This window comes from Haloferax sp. S2CR25, assembly GCF_031624535.1.
Taxonomy (GTDB): domain Archaea; phylum Halobacteriota; class Halobacteria; order Halobacteriales; family Haloferacaceae; genus Haloferax; species Haloferax massiliensis.
On the sequence record NZ_JAMQOO010000008.1, the window covers coordinates 110,603 to 127,973 of the forward strand.

Below are 17,371 nucleotides of genomic sequence, written 5' to 3' on the forward strand. Positions count from 1 at the left end.
GACCGGACTCCCGGTCTCGACCACCCCCTCCGCGTTCCCATTTCTCCGAGAACTACCCCGTAGCCGCGGCTCTCCCGTCGAGGCGTTGCGGCAAGACAGAACCGACAGAACCGAAACTCCGCGTCCGCGGCGCTTACTCGTTGCGCGACGGCGGGATGTCGGGTTCGAACCCGATGGCCTCGACCGCGGCGTCGAGGACGGCCTCGACGTTCTCGCCCGTCTCGACGCTCATGTAGAGGTCCGCGTCCATGTCGGTCGAGCGGTCGCTTTTGTTACAGACGGTGAGCACCGGGATGTCGCGCTCTTCGAACCGCGCCTTCACGGCGTCGCGGAGTTCGAGCTGGGACTCGATGGGGTAGCCGCACGCCCCGCTGGCGTCGGCGACGAAGAGGACGGCGTCCGCGAGGTGTTCGAGCGCGCTCACGGCCTGTCGCTCGATGTCGTTGCGCTCGTCTTCCGGGCGGTCGAGCAGCCCCGGCGTGTCGATAATCTGGTAGCGGATGCGGTCGCGGTCGAAGTGCCCGATTTGGACGCCCTTCGTCGTGAAGGGGTAGCGGGCGATTTCGTTCGACGCGCGGGTCACGTCGTTGACGAACGAGGACTTGCCGACGTTCGGGTAGCCGGCGACGACGATTGCCGGCTCGTCCGGACGGATGTCGGGGAGGTCCTTCAGGGCGTCGCGCGCCTCGCCGATGCGGAGCAGGTCGTCTTCGACCTCCTCGACGACGCTCGCCATGCGGGCGAACGCCTGCTTTCGGTGCTTGCGCGCGAGGTCCGCGTCGGTCTTGCGGAGCTTCGGCTGGTACTCGCGGGCGATGTTGTCGACCTGCCGGGAGGCCCACATCACTTCCGAGAGGCTCTTTCGAACCTCGTCCACGTCGACGATGGCGTCGGCGAGCTCGTAGTAGAAGGGGTCGACCGTCTCGAAGTCGGGCCACTCGACGACGACGTTTTCGAGGTTGTCCGAGAGGATGTTCGACGCCGTCTGGAGCATCGACTGCTGAGCCTCCAACTTGTTCTGCTTCGCTCGCCCCGTGCGCGCGGCCCGCGAGAAGGCCTTGTCGATGAGTTCGTCCGACCGGGGCGTGGTCGGGAGAGACTCGAAAATCATTGCAGTCCGCTACATGGCCGAGCCGTAAAAGCGCGTCCGTTTGGGGTTCGGCGCTTCGAGCGGGGGATTCGCCGTGCAGGTCTCCTGCACGGTTCGACCGGAAGCGGAGGGGTCGCGGGCGGCCCGCCCGCAGACGCCGACGGACGAGAGCGGTCAGCCGGCGACCGCCACGAAGTTCTTGCCCGCCCGCGGCCTACCCCGACCCATGACTGACTGGAAAGCTGTCGCCGTCGGCTTCGTCGTCATCGTCGTTGTCGGCACGGGCGGGCTCGCGCTCCCCGTCGTCGGCCAGATCGGCGCGGGCCTGCTCGGCGGCTTCGCGGCGGGCTACCTCGCGGGCGGCACGCTCGGCAACGGCGCGTGGAACGGTCTCGTCGCGGGCTCTATCTCGGGTATCGTCGTGACGCTCCTCGCGGCGCTCCTCGGGGGCCTCGTGGGACTGGCCGGCGGACCGCTGGGCGGACTCCTCGGCGGCGTCGGTGTCCTCGTCGCGGGCGTCGTGCTGACGCTCGTCTTCGCCATCGACAGCGCCATCGCCGGGGCGGTCGGCGCGTGGGTGAAAGGATAGTCCGGTACGCGCCGAACCCGTCGGCCACCGGGGTCGTCGGGGAGCGTTGAAACGGGTTTAGACAGGTGATAAGCCGCGTTTGGACGCGTGAACGGTCACCGGCTTCTAAAGGGGTTGACCCAATACAGTGACCCCATATGGGTGAAAAGAAGACGTACACCCGGCGAAGAGCCCTCCAATCGATTGGCGCCGTCGCCGTCGCCGGTCTCGCTGGCTGTAGCTCCTCCGGCTCCGAAGGCGAAGGCCCGACGACACAGTCGACCGATACGGAGACTCAGACCACGACTGAGGCGACGACCGACGCGCAGACGACGACGAACGAGACGACCGAACAGACACAGGAAAGCACCGAAACCGGACCCGAAGCCGCCGATTTCGTCGAGAATCCCGAGGAGATACATCCGACGCTGGTCGAAGAGACGTCGGTCCCCTCGGACGAGGTACTTCTCGGCTTTCGGCTCGAAGACTCGTCGCTCCCGTTCACGACCGAGGTGTACCGCGCGGCCGACGACGCCGAGGTCCAAGCGACGGAGACCTACGACACGCAGGACCTCTCGGAAGTCGACCTGCTTCCCGACTCCCCGCAGGCGCTCGACACCGTCGATACCGACCGCGAAGACATCCACTACGGGACGACGACCATCGGAGAGCCGCTGAAAGTGACGCTGGTCGCGCGCAACGAGACCGACACCATCGACTGGAGCGCGTGGTCCAGAACCGGCTATCCGTACGACGGCCACAACGAGGACGACCCCGCGCTCGAAGTCGACTGTTACTGCGGCGGGATGAACTACACCGCGCCGAGCGGCGGGACGTGGGCGCGGGTGATTCAGGTGACGCCGACCGAACGCGTCGAGACGGGAACGACAATCGCGCTCAACTGGACGTCGAGCCGACTCTGAAGGGCGACCGAATCGGTTCACCGCCGCTGACTGGGGCTACTCGCGTTCGAGGTACTCCCGTTGAATCTCGACGACTTCGGTCGAGTCCGCGCACTCCGAGTACCGGCGCAGCGGTTCCTCGTTGAGTTCGAGGAACGTGTGGCCCCAGTTGAACTTCGAGAGCACGTCTTCGGCCCGCGTTTTCTCGCCGAAGATGCAGAGCGCGGCGGCTATCGCCTCGACGGTCGTCAACTGCATCGGGTGACCGAAGTTCACGGGGTTGGCGGCGACGAGATACGGGAGCGCGCGGTGCTCGCCGGGCAGCGAGAACATGGCCTCGCCGGCCGACTCCCACGAGCAGTCGAGCGCGACGAGCGCGCTCGTGTCCGCGTCGGCTGGCGACAGCGCCCTGTCGGCGTGGGGGTTGAGCACGACGCCGTAGGGGGTCTCGCGGTCGGAGCCGTGGAGGACGGCCATGTCGAAGCGTTCGAGCTTCTTCGCCGTGCACTTCTTCGGGTCGTCGTCGCCCTCGTATCGAACGTGCAGGTCCACAGCCGGGGTACGCGACTGGCCGAGAAAAGCGTCCCGAACGCGGCGTCGGCGCGCGCGCGACGCGTCACGACCGGCGGGTCGGCGTCGGATTCTTCCCGTCGGCCGACGAAGAAAGCGCGTGCATCCCGACGCGACGTATCTGGCCCGGCAGTACTACACGGCGCTCGACCACCACGGATACGACATGCTTCGGAACCTCCTCGAACCGGGGTTCGTCCAGCACCGCGGCGACATGACGCTCTCGGGGCGCGAGGAGTTCGTCTCGTTCATGCGGGACGACCGGCCGCGGAAGGACACGCGACACGTCATCGATCGCTACATCCAGTCGAAGTCCGCCGACGAAATCGTCGTCCGCGGCCATCTCGAAGACCGCGACGGAGACGAGCTGTTCGTCTTCCTCGACCGGTTTCGGGCGCGCGACGGGAAGCTCTCGGACCTGAAGACGTTCGTCAAGTCGTCGCCGAACTGACGGCGCGAGTCGCGAGGTCCGGGAACCGAGGTTCCGTTGGAATCCTCAGAACCGGTTAGGAAGGGCGTGCTGAGTACGGCGGGTGCGTCTATCAGCGGTCAATCAGCCGGATTGCGGTTCGAGGACCCTGCGTCAGCTGGCTTGTTCAGTTCTGCTCCGAGTCCGACTCCTGCAACTGCAATCCCCATCGCGAGCTGCACAAGTGCGAGTCGGTTCCCACCGAGTTGAAGCTCGGAGTGGATACTGTACAGAGGAAACGCCAACAGCAGGGAGAACAGAACCTGCGGGAGGGGGCTACTGTGCTTCAAAGCGGAGCGATTTCGAGTGAGTAGCCAGCCAGCAAGAGCCCAGATGAGGCCAAGCGAAAGCAGCAGTCGCGGGTTCCGCGACCCATCAACAGAGTGGACCCACGCGATGACTGCCCCCACGATGACACCGACCGAGAGGGCTTTGTAATCGGCCATGTCATCAAGACATTTCGTCAACATAAAAAGATTGAATCAGGACCAGACAAACCTCGGTGAATACGGTTAGTATCGGGTTGCGACCGTCCCGCGCTCTCTATTCAGTACGGTCCCAGCAGACGATCAGCGGCTGAGGATTACAACAGAGCCGGAACCGAGGGAATCCGCGAGGCGAGAAAAATACGCAGAGGGAGAATCCAAGAGCGGTTCGTCCCGGTCAGTCCTTCTTACCCGCACCGACCGCGGCCTCGCCGACGGGCTCGTGGCCCTCGATGACCTCGCGGCCGCCCATGTAGGGCTGGAGGGGTTCGGGCACGTCGACCGTGCCGTCCTCGTTCTGGTAGTATTCGAGCAGCGCGACCATGACGCGGCCGACGGCCGTGCCCGAGGCGTTGAGCGTGTGGAGGTACTCCGCCGACTCGTGGCGCTCGGGGCGGTACCGGAGGCCGGCGCGGCGCGCCTGGAAGTCCTCGAAGTTCGAGGCCGACGACACTTCCAGCCAGCGGCCGCCGAGGTCCTCGGGGCCGTCCTCAGACTCCGTGCCGGGGGCCCACACTTCGAGGTCGTAGGTCTTCGCCGACGCGAAGGTGAGGTCACCCGTACAGAGCGAGAGGACGCGGTACGGCAGGCCGAGGCGGTCGAGCACTTCGGCGGCCTCGTCGACGAGGGCTTCGAGCCGGTCGTACGACTCCTCGGGCTCGACGAAGTTGACGAGTTCGACCTTGTTGAACTGGTGGACGCGGACGATGCCGCGGGTCTCGGTGCCGTGTTCGCCCGCCTCGCGCCGGAAGTTCGGCGTGTACGCCTGGTGCTTCAGCGGGAGGTCGTCCTTCAGCAGAATCTCGTCGCGGTACATGTTCGTGACCGGGACCTCCGCGGTCGGACAGAGCCACAGGTCGTCGTCCTCGTAGTTCTCGGTCTCCGCGCCGCCGATTCGGTAGGCGTCCTCCGCGAACTTCGGGAGCTGACCGGTGCCCTCCATCGAGGTGGTCTTGACCGGAATCGGCGGGAACAGGTCGACGTACTCCTGTTCGCGGTGGACGTCGAGCATGAACTGGACGAGCGCGTGTTCGAGCATCGCGCCCTCGCCTTTCAGGAAGTAGAAGCCCGAGCCGGTGGTCTTGGCCGCGCGACCCTCGTCGATGATGTCGAGTTCCTCGCCGAGGTCGTAGTGCGGCGTCACCTCGTCGGGAAGCTCGCGGCGGTCGTCGAAGCCGACGCGGCGGACCTCCTCGTTGTCGGCCTCGTCGGCCCCGACGGGGACCGACTCGTGGGGGAGGTTCGGCAGCTCCATGAGCGCCTCGTCGAGCTCCGCTTCGAGCTCGTCGGCGCGGGTTTCCAGCTCCTGTAGCTCCGTCTTGAGCTCGCCCGAGCGGTCGATGGCCTCCTGTGCTTCCTCGTCTTTACCCTCCTGTTTCAGCTGGCCGATTTTCTGGCTGACCTCGTTGCGCTCGTGGCGGAGGTCGTCGCCCTCGGCCTTCAGCGAGCGCCACTCATCGTACACGTCGAGGACGCGGTCGATGTCCACGCCCTCCATGTTGCGGGCGGCGAGCGCGTCGCGAACTCGCTCCGGTTCGTCGCGGAGCAGTTGCCTGTCAATCATTGGGCTGTGGTTTCCGGGCGGGCGGGAAAATCGTATCGCATCGCCGAGGAACGAGAGCGGAGACCGCACGGAGAGACGCCGGCGAGCGTCGGGGACCGACGCGCCGACTACCAGAGGAACGCCGGCCAGACGAACTGGAAGAGGAACCAGATGAGAATCGTCAGCACGCCGGTCATCACGACGTTGAGGACGGTTCCCGCCCGCATCATGTGCGACTGCTTGATGTGGCCGCTCCCGAAGACGATGGCGTTCGGGGGCGTCGCCACCGGAAGCGCGAAGGCGAACGAGGCGGCGATGGCCCCGCTGACCGCGAGGAACACCGCCGCGGAGACCTCGGTGAGCCCGAGCGTCGCCGCGAAGATGCTCCCGATGCCGATGAGCACGGGAACGATAATCGTCGCCGTCGCGGTGTTCGAGGTCATCTCCGTGAGGAAGATGACCAGAAGCACGATAGCGCCGACGACGAGGATGATGGGCGCGCCGGTCAGGGAGCCGAAGACGGCCTCGGCGAGCCACCGCGTCGCGCCCGTGGAGGCGAACGCGTCGGCCAGCGAGATGCCGCCGCCGAACAGGAGAATCGTCCCCCAGTCGATGTCGACCAGTTCGTCCCACTCCATCGTGTCCGCGAGGACGAGCGTCGGGATGGAGACCATCCCGACCATCACGTAGTACAGGAGGCCTTGATGCCCCTCGACGCCGAGGAGCGTCGCCCCCTCGGCGGTCCCGAACAGCGTGTTGAACACCGGGTCCGAGAGGAACAACTCGAACACGGGATCGAGGCCGCCGACGACCCACAGCCCCGCCGTGGCGGCGAAGATGTACGCGACCCGGCGGCCGCGGGTCGAGAGCGCGCCTTGGTCGGCGAGGTACACGCGCGCCTGTTCGCGGGCACCCTCAACATCGTCGACCTCGGGCGGATAGAAGCGGAACGTGAGGAGGTACCAGACGATGGGGAGGGTGATGGCGACGATTGGGAGGCCGACGAGGAGCCACTCGACGAAGCCGATTTCGTAGCCGAGCAGCGCGTTGAGCTGGGTGGCGACGACCGCGTTCGGCGGCGTGCCGATGAGCGTTCCGACCCCGCCGACGCTCGCGGCGTAGGCGGTGCCGAGGAGCGTCGCTATCTGCATGTTCGAGAAGGAGCCCTCGGCGGCGTCGGCCTCGTAGACCTCCTCGCGGCCGAGCACCTGCGCGAGGACGCCGAGCGCGATGGGCGTCATCATCGCCGTCGTCGCGGTGTTCGAGACCCACATCGACAGGAACGCCGTGGCGAGCATGATAGCGAGGATGAGCCGCCGCGGCGACGACCCCATGACGGCCATGAGCCACAGCGCGATGCGGCGGTCGATGTTGTACTTCTGGAGCGCGTTCGCCAGCATGAAGCCGGCGATGAACAGGAAGATGAGGTGGTCGGCGAAGCCGGCGAGCGCCGGGTCGATGTCGCCGTAGACGCCGTAGGCCGTGAGCAACACCGGTATCGACAGCGCCGTCACCGCGAGGGGGAGCGCGCCGGACACCCAGAGGATGCCGGCGAACACCATCGTCGCTAATGCGTACTGCCCCCGCGTCGAAAGCCCCTCCAGCGACGGCCCGAAGGCCAGCGCGAGGGACGCGACGAGGGCGAGCGTGAAGACGGCGAATCGTCCGCGAGCAGTCTTTGTAACACCGCGTATCATTGATACACGGTATCTCTAACGATAGTCTTACTTAATTATTTTCAATACGGTAGCGAATGGCGGTATATCGGTGTCGACAGCCGCGTTCCCGTCGGAATCGGCAGACGGAAGCGAGGGTCCGCGTCGCGTCACGACGCGAGTTAAAAGTGTTCGACGAGCGTGCGGACCTGCTCGTCGTCGAGTTCCGCGGTGTAGAGTGCGAGCAGGGCGCGTCGGCGCGACCGTGAGAGGCCGCGGCTCCCGGATTCGAGCATCGAGATGTGCGCCTGCATGAGGTCGTCGACGGCGCGTTCGACGGCCCGCTGGTTGTAGCCGGCGGCGACTCTAAGCAGTCGCCACGCCATCGGAGAGATGTCCGTGATATCGACATCCGGAAGCGGTTCGCCGCCCTGTTCGGACATGGAGACGGCTTTGCAGTCGCCCGTAATCAACGTGGGGGGTCGGGGCGACCGAACGCTTTTCTCCCCCGGAGACGGGCGTCAACTATGGCTATTGGCGACGTCGAACCCGTCCCGGACAGCACGGACATCTACTACGTCGACAGCGGGATGTACGAGGTGGAGAAGTACGGCTCGGTCTACCTCATCGACGCCGAGAAGCCGGCGCTCGTCGACACCGGCATCGCCGCCGACAGGGAGGCGGTGTTCGGGATGCTCGACGAGGTCGGCGTCGACGACCTCGCGTACATCCTGCCGACGCACGTCCACCTCGACCACGCGGGCGGCGCGGGTTACCTCGCCGAGCGCTACCCCGACGCGACCGTCATGACCCACGAACTCGGCGCGCCGCACCTCGTGGACCCCTCGCGACTCGTCGAGGGCACGAAGGCGGCCGTCGAAGACCAGTGGCGGTTCTACGACGAACCGCTCCCAATCGACGAAGAGCGCGTCGAGGGGCTCACCGACGGCGACGAAATCGACCTCGGCGACCGGACGCTCACGGTCCACCACGCGCCCGGCCACGCGCCGCATCAGGTGATGTTCCACGACGACGGCGACGACGTGCTGTTCGTCGGCGACGCGCTCGGCATCTGGGAGCCGCGGTCGCGGACGCTCCGGCAGACCTCGCCGCCCTCGCAGTTCCACCTCCAGAAGGCGCTCGACGACGTGCGAACCATCGAGGACATCGACCCCGAGACGGTCTGTTTCGGCCACTTCGGCCCGAGACCCTACGACGCCGACCTCGCGGAGGCGTACAAGCGCGTCCTCGTGGAGTGGGTCGAGGCCATCCGACAGAAGCGCGCGGAACTCGGCGACGACGAGGCCGTCATCGACCACTTCGTCGAGCACACACAGATGGACGAGGTGTGGGGCGCGCGGAAGGCCCGCGACGAAGAGCGCCTGAACACCCGCGGCGTGCTCGGCTACCTCGACTACGTCGGCGACGACGAGTGACGCGACCGGGGTCGCAATCAACGTTTCCCCGCGGTATCGCGGGCTTTCAACAGACCGCACGTACATAGTTTTTAGATGTTGAATTATTACTAACAGAACATGGACTGGCGGGACGCGGAGGCGGCGTTCGACGACCCGGTCATCGAGCGGTCGACCCTCCCACGGATGTTCGAGGCGAGCGCGTCGCGGAACGCCTCGCGAGTCGCACAGCGATACAAAGGCGGCGTCTACCGGCGGTCGCTGGTCGCCGAGGGCGTCGTCCCGGCGGCCCCCGACGGCGACTACGCCGACCTGACCTACGAGGAGATGCGGGGCGTCGTCCGCCGCCTCGCGGCCGGGTTCCGCGACCTCGGCATCGAGAGCGGCGACCGGGTCGGCATCCTCTCGCACACGCGCATGGAGTGGGCGCAGACCGACTTCGCGGTCCTCGGCGCGGGCGGCGTCGTCACCACGGTCTACACCTCGTCGTCGGAGCGACAGACGCGGTACCTGCTTTCCGACCCCGGTGCGAACGCCGTCGTCGTCGAGAACCAAGAGCTACTGGAGCGCGTGCTCGCCGTCGAAGACGAGTTGGACCTGCGGTTCATCGTCGTCGTGGACGAGTACGACGGCCACGACGACCGCGAGGACGTGCTGACGCTCGGCGAACTCTACCGCCGCGGCGAGGAAGTGTACGACGAGGCGGCCTCCGAGTCGCGGCTGGACGAACGCGACCCCGACGACCTCGCCAGCCTCATCTACACCTCGGGGACGACGGGCCGGCCGAAGGGTGTCCAACTCACCCACTGGAACTTCCGGTCGAACGTCAACGAGAGCTACCGGCGCTTCGGCCCGCGCCCGGACAAAGGCGACACGCCGGTCATCGACCCCGACTCGGTGACGCTGTCGTTCCTGCCGCTGGCGCACGTCTTCGAGCGCATGGCCGGCCACTTCATGATGTTCGCGGCGGGCGCGACCGTCGCCTACGCCGAGAGCCCCGACACGCTCCGCGAGGACTTCCGACTCGTCCGCCCGACGACCGGGACGAGCGTCCCCCGGGTGTACGAGAAGCTCTACGACGCGATTCGGGCGGAGGCCGGCGAGTCGCCGGCGAAAAAGCGCATCTTCGAGTGGGCGGTCGACGTCGGGCGGGCGTACCACACGACCGACGCGCCGGGCTACCTGCTCACCGCGAAACACCGCCTCGCCGACCGGCTCGTGTTCGCGCAGGTCCGCGAGGCGCTCGGCGACGACCTCGATTTCTTCATCAGCGGCGGCGGGAGCCTCTCGGCCGAGCTGTGCGCGCTCTACCACGCGATGGGCCTCCCGATTTACGAGGGCTACGGCCTCACCGAGACCTCGCCGGTCATCTCGGTCAACCCCCCCGAGGAGCCGAAAATCGGCACCATCGGCTACCCGCTTCGGACCGTCGAGACGAAACTCGACACGACCGTCGTCGGCGACCGACTCGGCGACGCGGGCGGCGAGGTCGGCGAACTGCTCGTCCGCGGCCCGAGCGTCACCCAGGGCTACTGGAACGACCCCGAGGAGACCGAGGCGGCGTTCGTCGAGGACGACGAGGGCGAACGCTGGTTCCGCACCGGCGACGTGGTCGAACGCCGGCCCGACGGCTACATCGCGTTCCGCGAGCGCGCCAAGCAGATTCTCGTCCTCTCGACGGGCAAGAACGTCGCCCCCGGCCCCATCGAGGACGCCTTCGCCTCCTCGCCGGTGGTCGAGCAGTGCATGGTCCTCGGCGACGGCCGCAAGTTCGTCTCGGCGCTCATCGTCCCGAGTTTCGACGGCCTGCGGGAGTGGGCCGCCGAGGAGGGAATCGACCTCCCGGACGAGCCGGCGGCCGTCTGCCGCGACGACCGGGTGTACGAGCGCATCGAGGCCGAGGTGGACGCGGCCAACGAGAACTTCGAGCCCTACGAGCGAATCAAGCAGTTCCGCGTCGTCCCCGAGGAGTTCTCGGAGGGCAACGACCTGATGACGCCGACGATGAAGAAAAAGCGCCGGAACATCCTCGACCGCTACGCCGACGAGGTGTCGCTCATCTACGACGAGGACCGCCGGCCCGGAAAGCGGCGGAGCCGCGGGCGGGACGCGAGCCAGTAAAATCTGACAGACCAAACTTTTACGAGAATTTTCCACCCATTTGTATTCTCAACTCCGCGGAAATACCGCCCGAGATGTATGGTTTTATCTTCCGTCGCCACATGAACCGAATCCATGGAGGCGATATAGGTGGCCGCAGCAGGAGGGGCGAACCTCATCCCGCTCGTCGCCGCGATAATCGGCATCGGCGTGGTCTCGCAGGTGCTTTCGGACCGGTTTCAGGTCCCCAGCGTCGTGTTCCTCATCGCGTCGGGCATCCTGCTCGGCCCGGAGGTCCTCGGCGTCATCTCTCCCGACTCGTTCGGGAACGCACTACAGGCCATCGTCGGTCTCTCGGTCGCTATCATAGTGTTCGAGGGCGCGTTCCACCTTCGAATCGACAAGCTACGGGAAGCGCCGGCCGCGACGTTCCGACTCGTCACCGTCGGGGCGATAATCTCGTTCATCGCGACCGGCGTCGTCGTCCACTACGCGCTCGGCGCGCCGTGGCCGGTGTCGTTCCTCGTGGGCGCGCTCCTCGTCGCGACCGGGCCGACGGTCATCGCGCCGATTCTCGAAGTCGTCCCGGTCCGCGACCGGGTCGGCGCGGCGCTCGACACGGAGGGTATCGTCAACGACGTGACGGCGGCCATCGTCGCCGTCGTCATCTTCGAGGCCATCCTCGAAGGCGTCAGCAGTCCCAACGCTCTCGTGACGCTGTTCGCCGAGCGCCTCGGCGTCGGCGTCGTCGTCGGCGCAGTCGTCGCCGGGTCGCTGTACTACGCGCTCCGGTACGTCGACCTCTCGCCGGGCAACGCGCCGCAGAACGCGCGTCTGCTCGTCCTCGCCGGCGCGCTCGTGTCCTACGCGGCCGCCGACTACGTCGCCACTGAGGCCGGCATCGCCGCGGTGGCGACCGCCGGTATCCTCCTCGGCAACGCGGACGTGCCGTACGAAGAGGAGATTTCGGCGTTCAAAGGCGACATCACGCTGCTCGTGCTGTCGTTCGTCTTCATCGCGCTCGCGGCGCTGTTGGACTTCCAGAACCTCCTGAACCTCGGCGTCGGCGGCCTCGTCGTCGTCGCCGCCGTCGCGCTCGTGATTCGGCCGCTGTTGGTCTTCATCTCGGCCCGCGGCGACCGATTCACGAAAGGAGAGAAGCTCTTCATGAGCTTCGTCGGCCCGCGCGGTATCATCCCCGCGTCCGTGGCCTCGCTGTTCGCTATCGCCCTACAGGAGGAGGCGACGCGGCTGGCGGCCGAGGGAATGGCCCAGCAGGCCGCCGCGCTGAACCAGAGCGCCTCGATTCTCGTCGGCACGGTCTTCCTCGTCATCCTGACGACCGTCGTCTTCGAGGCCGGCCTCGCTCGCCAGATCGCAGAATACCTCGACGTCATCCCAATGCGTGTACTCATCATCGGAGGCGGGAAAGTGGGCCGTGCGCTCGCCGAACGCCTCGCAGACCGCGGAGAGAACGTGGTCCTCATCGAGCAGGACCAAGAAGTAGTCCAGACGGCCCGGAACATGGGCTTTACCGTCCATCACGGCGACGGCGCCGACACGAGCGTCTTACGCTCCGCGGGGGCCGCGAACGCCAAGTTCGTGGTCGCCGCGACCGGCGACGACGACGTGAACCTGCTCGTCGCGCAGTTGGCGAACTCGAAGTTCGAACCCGAGAGCGTCCTCGCGCGGGCGAACAACCCCGATAACGTCGAGGCGTTCGAAGAACTCGGCGTGCGGACCATCTCGTCGACCATCGCCACGGCGCAGGCGCTCGACAACTACATCGAGCGCCCGTCGATGTCGAACTGGATGGGCGAGATCGGCCGCTCCGGCGACGTCCAGGAGGTCGAGGTCACCGCCGAGCGACTCATCGGGCGGACCATCCGCGAAATCGGTCCCGAACTGCCCGACGGCTGTCTCGTCACGCTCGTCTCGCGGAACGGCGACACGACGGTCCCCAACGCGGAGTACACCCTCCAGGAGGGCGACCGCATCACCATCATCGGCGAGCGCGAGGCCGTCCGGGACGCAGAAGAGTTAGTCAACCCCGAGTAACGGCTCTCGCCGCCCGCCGCGCGGTCGAATTTTTCGCGTCGTCCCCGACCGGTCAGCGCCGCGCCCACCGGACGAACACCGTCCAGTAGCCGACGGTGAGCGCGACGAGGACGTACCAGACGGGCGCGCCGAGGTCGGGGCTCGGAGCGACTCCCGCGGAGGCGACCCCCGCGGCCGCCAGCGCCGCGACGCCCCCCGAGAGAACGGCCGTCGTGAGATTCATCACCGGGATACTCTCGACGACCGAAGTATGAACGTGACGAAAGGCGCACGTATATTCGTGAGCGATAGCCGAGGTCGGCGGTTCGGGGAACCACCGACGCGTGGTCCTCGGATTTCGCTCGCGTCCCACGACGAACCGGGATAAAAACGCGGGGCGACCTTACCGACTGAACTCGATTGCCGCACCTTGGCCGAAGCCGACGCAGAGCGACGCGAGGCCGCGGTCCACGCCGCGCTTCTGCATCTCGTGGATGAGCGTCACCGGGAGGCGCGCGCCGGACGCCCCGAGGGGGTGGCCGAGGGCGATTGCGCCGCCGTTGACGTTGAGTTCGTCCGCGTCGATACCGAGTTCGCGGCGGGAGTACTCACACTGGCTGGCGAACGCCTCGTTGATTTCGACGAGGCCGTAGTCGTCGATGTCGGTGCCGGCGCGGTCGAGGAGGCCGCGGGTGGCCGGGACCGGGCCGATGCCCATGACCGTCGGGTCGACGCCGGCGACGTTGTTCGTGCCGACCGAGGCGAGCACGTCGAGGCCGCGTTCGTCGGCGAACTCGCGGCTGGTGACGAGGACGGCGGCCGCGCCGTCGGTTATCTGCGAGGAGTTGCCGGCGGTGACCGAGCCGTCGCCCGAGAAGGCGGGGTCGAGGCCGGCGAGCACCTCCATCGAGGTGTCGCGGCGGATGCCCTCGTCTTCGGTGACGACGCCGTCGGCCGTCTCGACCGGGACGATTTCGTCGTCGAAGCGACCCGAGTCGGTCGCGTCGGCGGCGCGCCGGTGGCTCCGGAGCGCGAACTCGTCTTGGGCCTCGCGGGAGACCTCGTACTCCTCGGCGACCTTCTCGGCGGTCATCCCCATCTGGAGTTGGAAGATGTTGTACTGCTCGCTCAGTTCCGGGTGGAGGTGCTCGTAGGAGTCGCCGTCCATCGGCACGCGGGACATGCTCTCGACCCCGCCGGCGACGATGCACTCGCGGTTCCCGGCGGCGACGGCGTCGGACGCGGAGATGATGGCCTGCATCGAGGAGGCGCACCACCGGTTGATGCTCGTCGCGGGCGTCCCCTCGCCGAGTTCCGACAGGAGCGCGACGACGCGGGCGACGTTGTTGTCCTGTTCGGTGCGCTGTTGGGCGACGCCCCACATCAGGTCCTCCACGTCGTCGGGGTCGACGTCGTGTTCGTCGAGGATGTGGTCGATGAGCGTGACCGAGAGGTCCTCGCTTCGAACGTCTTCGAACACGCCGCCCGCCTTGCCGAACGGCGTGCGGTACGCGGCCGCGATGACTGGCTCTGGCATGGCACAGTGTCGGGGTTCGAACACCATAAATAGTTTAGAACTCGCTATTCGTCGTTACGAGTTGTTCGCAGGTCGAAAAACGCCGAGAAAGCGGTGAAAGTGGAGACGACGGCACCGACTCTCGGAACGTCAGGAACGAGTGGCGGAGTCGCTGTCCGGCCGACCGGGGATTCCGCCGGTACCCGCGTCGGCGACCGTTGGCTCCGCCGGGAAGAGTTCCGGCGCGACGTCCGCCGAGGCGTGCTCGAAAGGCGCGTCGTCGACGTCGGTGTCGGCGTCGTCTGCCGGGTCGTCGGATGCGATGCGGTCGGTCATGCTCAGTCGCTCGTGACCGGCTGTTCGGCCTTCGCTTCCTCTTCGGCGAACGGGTACCACGACTGCTTCGCGTCGTGCATGTACGGCGCTTCGAACTCCGTCTCCTCGGGGACGCAGTACTCGGTGACCGCCTCGGTCCCCTCGGCGTCGACCCACTCGCGGAACGTCTGTCCGGGCTCGCGGCGCTCGGCGAACGCCTCCACGAGCGACGCGATTGCGCCCGGAACCTCGTCGGCCGGGATGCGCTGTTGAATCCACTCGACGAACGACGGCTCCTCGCCGATGCCGCCGCCGACGCCGATGTCCATCGCCTCGACCATCTCGCCGTCCTTCTGGGCGCGCATACCGAACAGGCCGATGTCGGCCGTGTTCGCCTGCCCGCAGTCGGCGGTGCAGCCGGAGTAGTGAATCTTCAGTTGGCTCACGTCGTCGGGCACGTCCACGTTGTCGCGGAGCCACCGGAGCATCCGGGCGGTCCGGGCTTTCGTCTCCGTGAGCGCGAGCGAGCAGAACTCCGTGCCGGTGCAGGCGACGGTGCCGCGCTGGAACGGGTTCGGCACGGGCGTGTGCTTGCCGAGGAGCGGCTCTGCGAGCAGGTCGTCGAGCTTCTCCTCCGGCACGTCCATCAGAAGCGGGTTCTGCCGGCGGGTGAGCCGGACCTCGCCGGAGCCGTACTCGTCGGCGATGTCGGCCAGTTCGATGGCGTCCGAGGCCGTGAGCCGGCCGACCGCGACGCTGAGACCGACGTAGTAGTCGCCGTTGGCCTGCTCGTGGACGCCGATGTGGTCGTGTTTCCCCGCGGACTCCGGGCGGCCCGCGTTGTAGGTGTACTCGTCGCGGATGTTCTCGCCCGCAGACCGGAGTTCGAAGTCGACGTACTCCTCCTGGAGCAGGTCGCGAATCTTCTCCGTGCCCCACTCGTCCACGAAGAAGCGACTGCGGGCGCGGGCCCGTACGTCGCGGTTACCGTGTTCGTGGTAGAGTTCGACGAAGCCGCGGACGACCTCGTAGGCGCGGTCCTCGTCGGCGACGAAGATGTCGAGGTCGCGGGCGACGCGCGGCTTGCGGGAGCCGAGGCCGCCGCCGACGCGGACGTTGAAGCCGGTGACCGTCTCGCCGTCGATTTCCTTCTCCGCGGGTTCGAGCCCCACGTCGTTTATCGAGTCCTGCGCGCAGCCCTCGCGGCAGCCGGTGACGCTGATGTTGAACTTCCGCGGCATGTTCGACAGCGCGTCGTTCTCGCGGAGGTCCTCCTGGAAGCGGTCGAGGAGCGGCTGGGACTCGACGAGTTCGTGCTTGTCGCGGCCGGCGACCGGACAGCCGGTGATGTTCCGCATCGTGTCGCCACCCGCGGACCGCGAGGAGACGCCCGCGGCTTCGAGTTTGTCCCAGACCTCGGGGATGTCTTCGAGTTCGAGCCAGTGGAGCTGAATCGACTGGCGCGTCGTCAGGTCGATCCACGCGTCGCCGAACTCGGGGTTCTCGACGGGGCCGGAGGCGTAGTCCCGCGCGACCTCGCCGATAGCCCGGAGCTGTCCCGGTTCGAGGACGCCGTTGGCGTTCGTCAGCCGCATCATGAAATAGGAGTCCTGGCCCGTCCGCTGCTGGAAGACCCCCCAGAACTTGAAGCGGGTGAACCACTTGTCCCGTTCCTCCTCGGGGATGGCGTCGACGCCCTTCTCGGCGAACTCCTCTATCTTCTCGCGGACCGCGTCGCCGTAGAGCTCCGACTTCCACGCTTCCTTCTTACTCGCCATTTCCGACCACCAGTGGGCAATTATCCACTATTCCTGTGCGTTTGTTTGCGAACTTGGTCATGTTTCGTGATAACACGACTCGACAGAGGTTCATAAGAGTATTCGTTGAGAATCTTTAGAAATTGACCCAATAGGGCGCATTCGTCCATTCTATAACCGAATATTCCGAATATAAGGTTGTACTTTGGGCAGATAGTCGAGTGATTATTGGATAACCACAATTGAATATAATGGACGATAATGTGGTATGGGGCTCGAACGCGCTCACCGACGAGCGGCGAGCGCGCGCAAGTCGTCGAAGGAGTTCACGTTGTGAAACGCGTGCGTCCCGGCGTGAGCCTCCACTTCGCGGTCGTCGAGGACCGTGACGTCGAGCGCGGACATCACGGCCTGCAGGCGGTCGTCTCCGGCGCGGATGGTATCGGTGCAGGCGACCTCGCCGGCGCGGCAGTGAACGACCGCGGGGAGCGGTTGGGTCGTCTCCGAGACCCGCGGGACGATGCCAGCGCCGCCCTGCAGGCGGCCGAAGAGGTGCGAGATGAACCCGCTCGGAACCAGCGGCATATCGGTCGGGAGGACCGCCGCGTACTCGGCGCTCGTCGCCCGCAGCGCGGTTCGCAGGCCGAAGACGGGGCCCCGGTCGGGGTGTGCGTCCTCCGCGAACCGGACGTCGAAGTCCAAGAGCGCGCCGGCGAGCGAGTCCCGCTGTTCGGCGCGGCAGTTGACGACGAGTTCGTCGACGACGGGGTCGAGCGAGGCGGCGACCCGGTGAATCATGGGCTGGCCGCCGACGGTGGCCGTCGCCTTGTCGATGCCGTCGAATCTGGTCGAGCGGCCGCCGGCGAGGATGATACCCGCGCGGCCGGTGTCGAGGTGTGGGTGCGACGCGTCGGCCATTCTCAGGCGGCGGTGCGTCCGGGTTCGCGGG

Annotated in this window: 17 protein-coding genes; 6 read left to right on the forward strand and 11 right to left on the reverse strand. The window is 66.8% G+C overall.

The window, feature by feature from the left end:
* Positions 1-133: 133 nt before the first annotated feature.
* Entirely contained in the window at positions 134-1,111 is a 978-nt protein-coding gene (locus NDI65_RS17005) for an NOG1 family protein (RefSeq protein ID WP_089776887.1), read from the reverse strand.
* A 205-nt stretch (positions 1,112-1,316) separates the two neighbouring features.
* On the opposite strand from NDI65_RS17005, the gene NDI65_RS17010 reads away from it, so the two are divergent.
* Positions 1,317-1,679: a DUF5518 domain-containing protein gene (locus NDI65_RS17010; protein WP_089776888.1), complete on the forward strand. Its 363-nt coding sequence runs from the start codon at positions 1,317-1,319 to the stop codon at positions 1,677-1,679.
* Positions 1,680-1,816: 137 nt separating this feature from the next.
* The gene (locus tag NDI65_RS17015; RefSeq protein WP_089776889.1) at positions 1,817-2,581 is read left to right on the forward strand and encodes a hypothetical protein; all 765 of its coding nucleotides are present in this window, start codon (positions 1,817-1,819) and stop codon (positions 2,579-2,581) included.
* 36 nt (positions 2,582-2,617) lie between these two features.
* Here the strand turns inward: NDI65_RS17015 and NDI65_RS17020 are convergent, their stop codons facing one another.
* Positions 2,618-3,112, reverse strand: coding sequence for a DUF367 family protein (locus NDI65_RS17020; RefSeq protein WP_089776890.1), 495 nt, complete (start codon positions 3,110-3,112; stop codon positions 2,618-2,620).
* Between the two features lie 118 nt (positions 3,113-3,230).
* Here NDI65_RS17020 and NDI65_RS17025 point away from each other — a divergent pair, with 118 nt between their 5' ends.
* On the forward strand, positions 3,231-3,581 hold the full coding sequence (locus tag NDI65_RS17025; protein ID WP_310893871.1) for a nuclear transport factor 2 family protein: 351 nt from the start codon (positions 3,231-3,233) through the stop codon (positions 3,579-3,581).
* Between the two features lie 98 nt (positions 3,582-3,679).
* Here NDI65_RS17025 and NDI65_RS17030 read toward each other — a convergent pair whose 3' ends face one another.
* From NDI65_RS17030 to NDI65_RS17045, 4 genes are all read right to left on the reverse strand, one after another.
* Positions 3,680-4,045: a hypothetical protein gene (locus NDI65_RS17030; protein WP_310893872.1), complete on the reverse strand. Its 366-nt coding sequence runs from the start codon at positions 4,043-4,045 to the stop codon at positions 3,680-3,682.
* Positions 4,046-4,262: 217 nt separating this feature from the next.
* Positions 4,263-5,648 (reverse strand): serine--tRNA ligase, encoded by a 1,386-nt coding sequence (serS, locus tag NDI65_RS17035; protein ID WP_310893873.1) that lies wholly within the window; start codon positions 5,646-5,648, stop codon positions 4,263-4,265.
* A 107-nt stretch (positions 5,649-5,755) separates the two neighbouring features.
* Positions 5,756-7,324: a DASS family sodium-coupled anion symporter gene (locus tag NDI65_RS17040; RefSeq protein WP_042663938.1), complete on the reverse strand. Its 1,569-nt coding sequence runs from the start codon at positions 7,322-7,324 to the stop codon at positions 5,756-5,758.
* A gap of 140 nt (positions 7,325-7,464) precedes the next feature.
* Positions 7,465-7,725: a hypothetical protein gene (locus NDI65_RS17045; protein WP_089776892.1), complete on the reverse strand. Its 261-nt coding sequence runs from the start codon at positions 7,723-7,725 to the stop codon at positions 7,465-7,467.
* 84 nt (positions 7,726-7,809) lie between these two features.
* Here NDI65_RS17045 and NDI65_RS17050 point away from each other — a divergent pair, with 84 nt between their 5' ends.
* From NDI65_RS17050 to NDI65_RS17060, 3 genes are all read left to right on the forward strand, one after another.
* Positions 7,810-8,718: an MBL fold metallo-hydrolase gene (locus tag NDI65_RS17050; RefSeq protein ID WP_089776893.1), complete on the forward strand. Its 909-nt coding sequence runs from the start codon at positions 7,810-7,812 to the stop codon at positions 8,716-8,718.
* A gap of 99 nt (positions 8,719-8,817) precedes the next feature.
* Positions 8,818-10,818, forward strand: coding sequence for a long-chain fatty acid--CoA ligase (locus NDI65_RS17055; protein WP_089776894.1), 2,001 nt, complete (start codon positions 8,818-8,820; stop codon positions 10,816-10,818).
* Between the two features lie 129 nt (positions 10,819-10,947).
* Positions 10,948-12,855, forward strand: a complete 1,908-nt coding sequence (locus NDI65_RS17060; RefSeq protein WP_310893874.1) for a cation:proton antiporter — start codon at positions 10,948-10,950, stop codon at positions 12,853-12,855.
* A 52-nt stretch (positions 12,856-12,907) separates the two neighbouring features.
* On the opposite strand, the gene NDI65_RS17065 is transcribed toward NDI65_RS17060, so the two are convergent.
* The 5 genes from NDI65_RS17065 to NDI65_RS17085 form a co-directional block, all read right to left on the reverse strand.
* Positions 12,908-13,078: a hypothetical protein gene (locus NDI65_RS17065; protein ID WP_007276136.1), complete on the reverse strand. Its 171-nt coding sequence runs from the start codon at positions 13,076-13,078 to the stop codon at positions 12,908-12,910.
* A 159-nt stretch (positions 13,079-13,237) separates the two neighbouring features.
* Positions 13,238-14,371, reverse strand: coding sequence for a thiolase family protein (locus NDI65_RS17070; protein WP_089776896.1), 1,134 nt, complete (start codon positions 14,369-14,371; stop codon positions 13,238-13,240).
* Between the two features lie 129 nt (positions 14,372-14,500).
* Complete coding sequence (locus NDI65_RS17075) at positions 14,501-14,686, reverse strand: hypothetical protein (protein WP_042663946.1); 186 nt, start codon at positions 14,684-14,686, stop codon at positions 14,501-14,503.
* 2 nt (positions 14,687-14,688) lie between these two features.
* Positions 14,689-16,443 (reverse strand): ferredoxin--nitrite reductase, encoded by a 1,755-nt coding sequence (locus NDI65_RS17080; RefSeq protein ID WP_089776897.1) that lies wholly within the window; start codon positions 16,441-16,443, stop codon positions 14,689-14,691.
* Positions 16,444-16,707: 264 nt separating this feature from the next.
* Positions 16,708-17,340, reverse strand: coding sequence for a molybdenum cofactor guanylyltransferase (locus NDI65_RS17085; protein WP_042663950.1), 633 nt, complete (start codon positions 17,338-17,340; stop codon positions 16,708-16,710).
* Between the last annotated feature and the right edge of the window lie 31 nt (positions 17,341-17,371).

What these genes read in the sequence shown, in the direction of transcription:
- NDI65_RS17015 (WP_089776889.1), top strand. Translation starts at nt 1,817, where the DNA reads ATGGGTGAAAAGAAGACGTACACCCGGCGAAGAGCCCTCCAATCGATT.
- NDI65_RS17005 (WP_089776887.1), bottom strand. Translation starts at nt 1,111, where the DNA reads ATGATTTTCGAGTCTCTCCCGACCACGCCCCGGTCGGACGAACTCATC.
- NDI65_RS17075 (WP_042663946.1), bottom strand. Translation starts at nt 14,686, where the DNA reads ATGACCGACCGCATCGCATCCGACGACCCGGCAGACGACGCCGACACC.
- NDI65_RS17040 (WP_042663938.1), bottom strand. Translation starts at nt 7,324, where the DNA reads ATGATACGCGGTGTTACAAAGACTGCTCGCGGACGATTCGCCGTCTTC.
- NDI65_RS17070 (WP_089776896.1), bottom strand. Translation starts at nt 14,371, where the DNA reads ATGCCAGAGCCAGTCATCGCGGCCGCGTACCGCACGCCGTTCGGCAAG.
- NDI65_RS17050 (WP_089776893.1), top strand. Translation starts at nt 7,810, where the DNA reads ATGGCTATTGGCGACGTCGAACCCGTCCCGGACAGCACGGACATCTAC.
- serS (WP_310893873.1), bottom strand. Translation starts at nt 5,648, where the DNA reads ATGATTGACAGGCAACTGCTCCGCGACGAACCGGAGCGAGTTCGCGAC.
- NDI65_RS17030 (WP_310893872.1), bottom strand. Translation starts at nt 4,045, where the DNA reads ATGGCCGATTACAAAGCCCTCTCGGTCGGTGTCATCGTGGGGGCAGTC.
- NDI65_RS17055 (WP_089776894.1), top strand. Translation starts at nt 8,818, where the DNA reads ATGGACTGGCGGGACGCGGAGGCGGCGTTCGACGACCCGGTCATCGAG.
- NDI65_RS17065 (WP_007276136.1), bottom strand. Translation starts at nt 13,078, where the DNA reads ATGAATCTCACGACGGCCGTTCTCTCGGGGGGCGTCGCGGCGCTGGCG.
- NDI65_RS17085 (WP_042663950.1), bottom strand. Translation starts at nt 17,340, where the DNA reads ATGGCCGACGCGTCGCACCCACACCTCGACACCGGCCGCGCGGGTATC.
- NDI65_RS17045 (WP_089776892.1), bottom strand. Translation starts at nt 7,725, where the DNA reads ATGTCCGAACAGGGCGGCGAACCGCTTCCGGATGTCGATATCACGGAC.
- NDI65_RS17010 (WP_089776888.1), top strand. Translation starts at nt 1,317, where the DNA reads ATGACTGACTGGAAAGCTGTCGCCGTCGGCTTCGTCGTCATCGTCGTT.
- NDI65_RS17080 (WP_089776897.1), bottom strand. Translation starts at nt 16,443, where the DNA reads ATGGCGAGTAAGAAGGAAGCGTGGAAGTCGGAGCTCTACGGCGACGCG.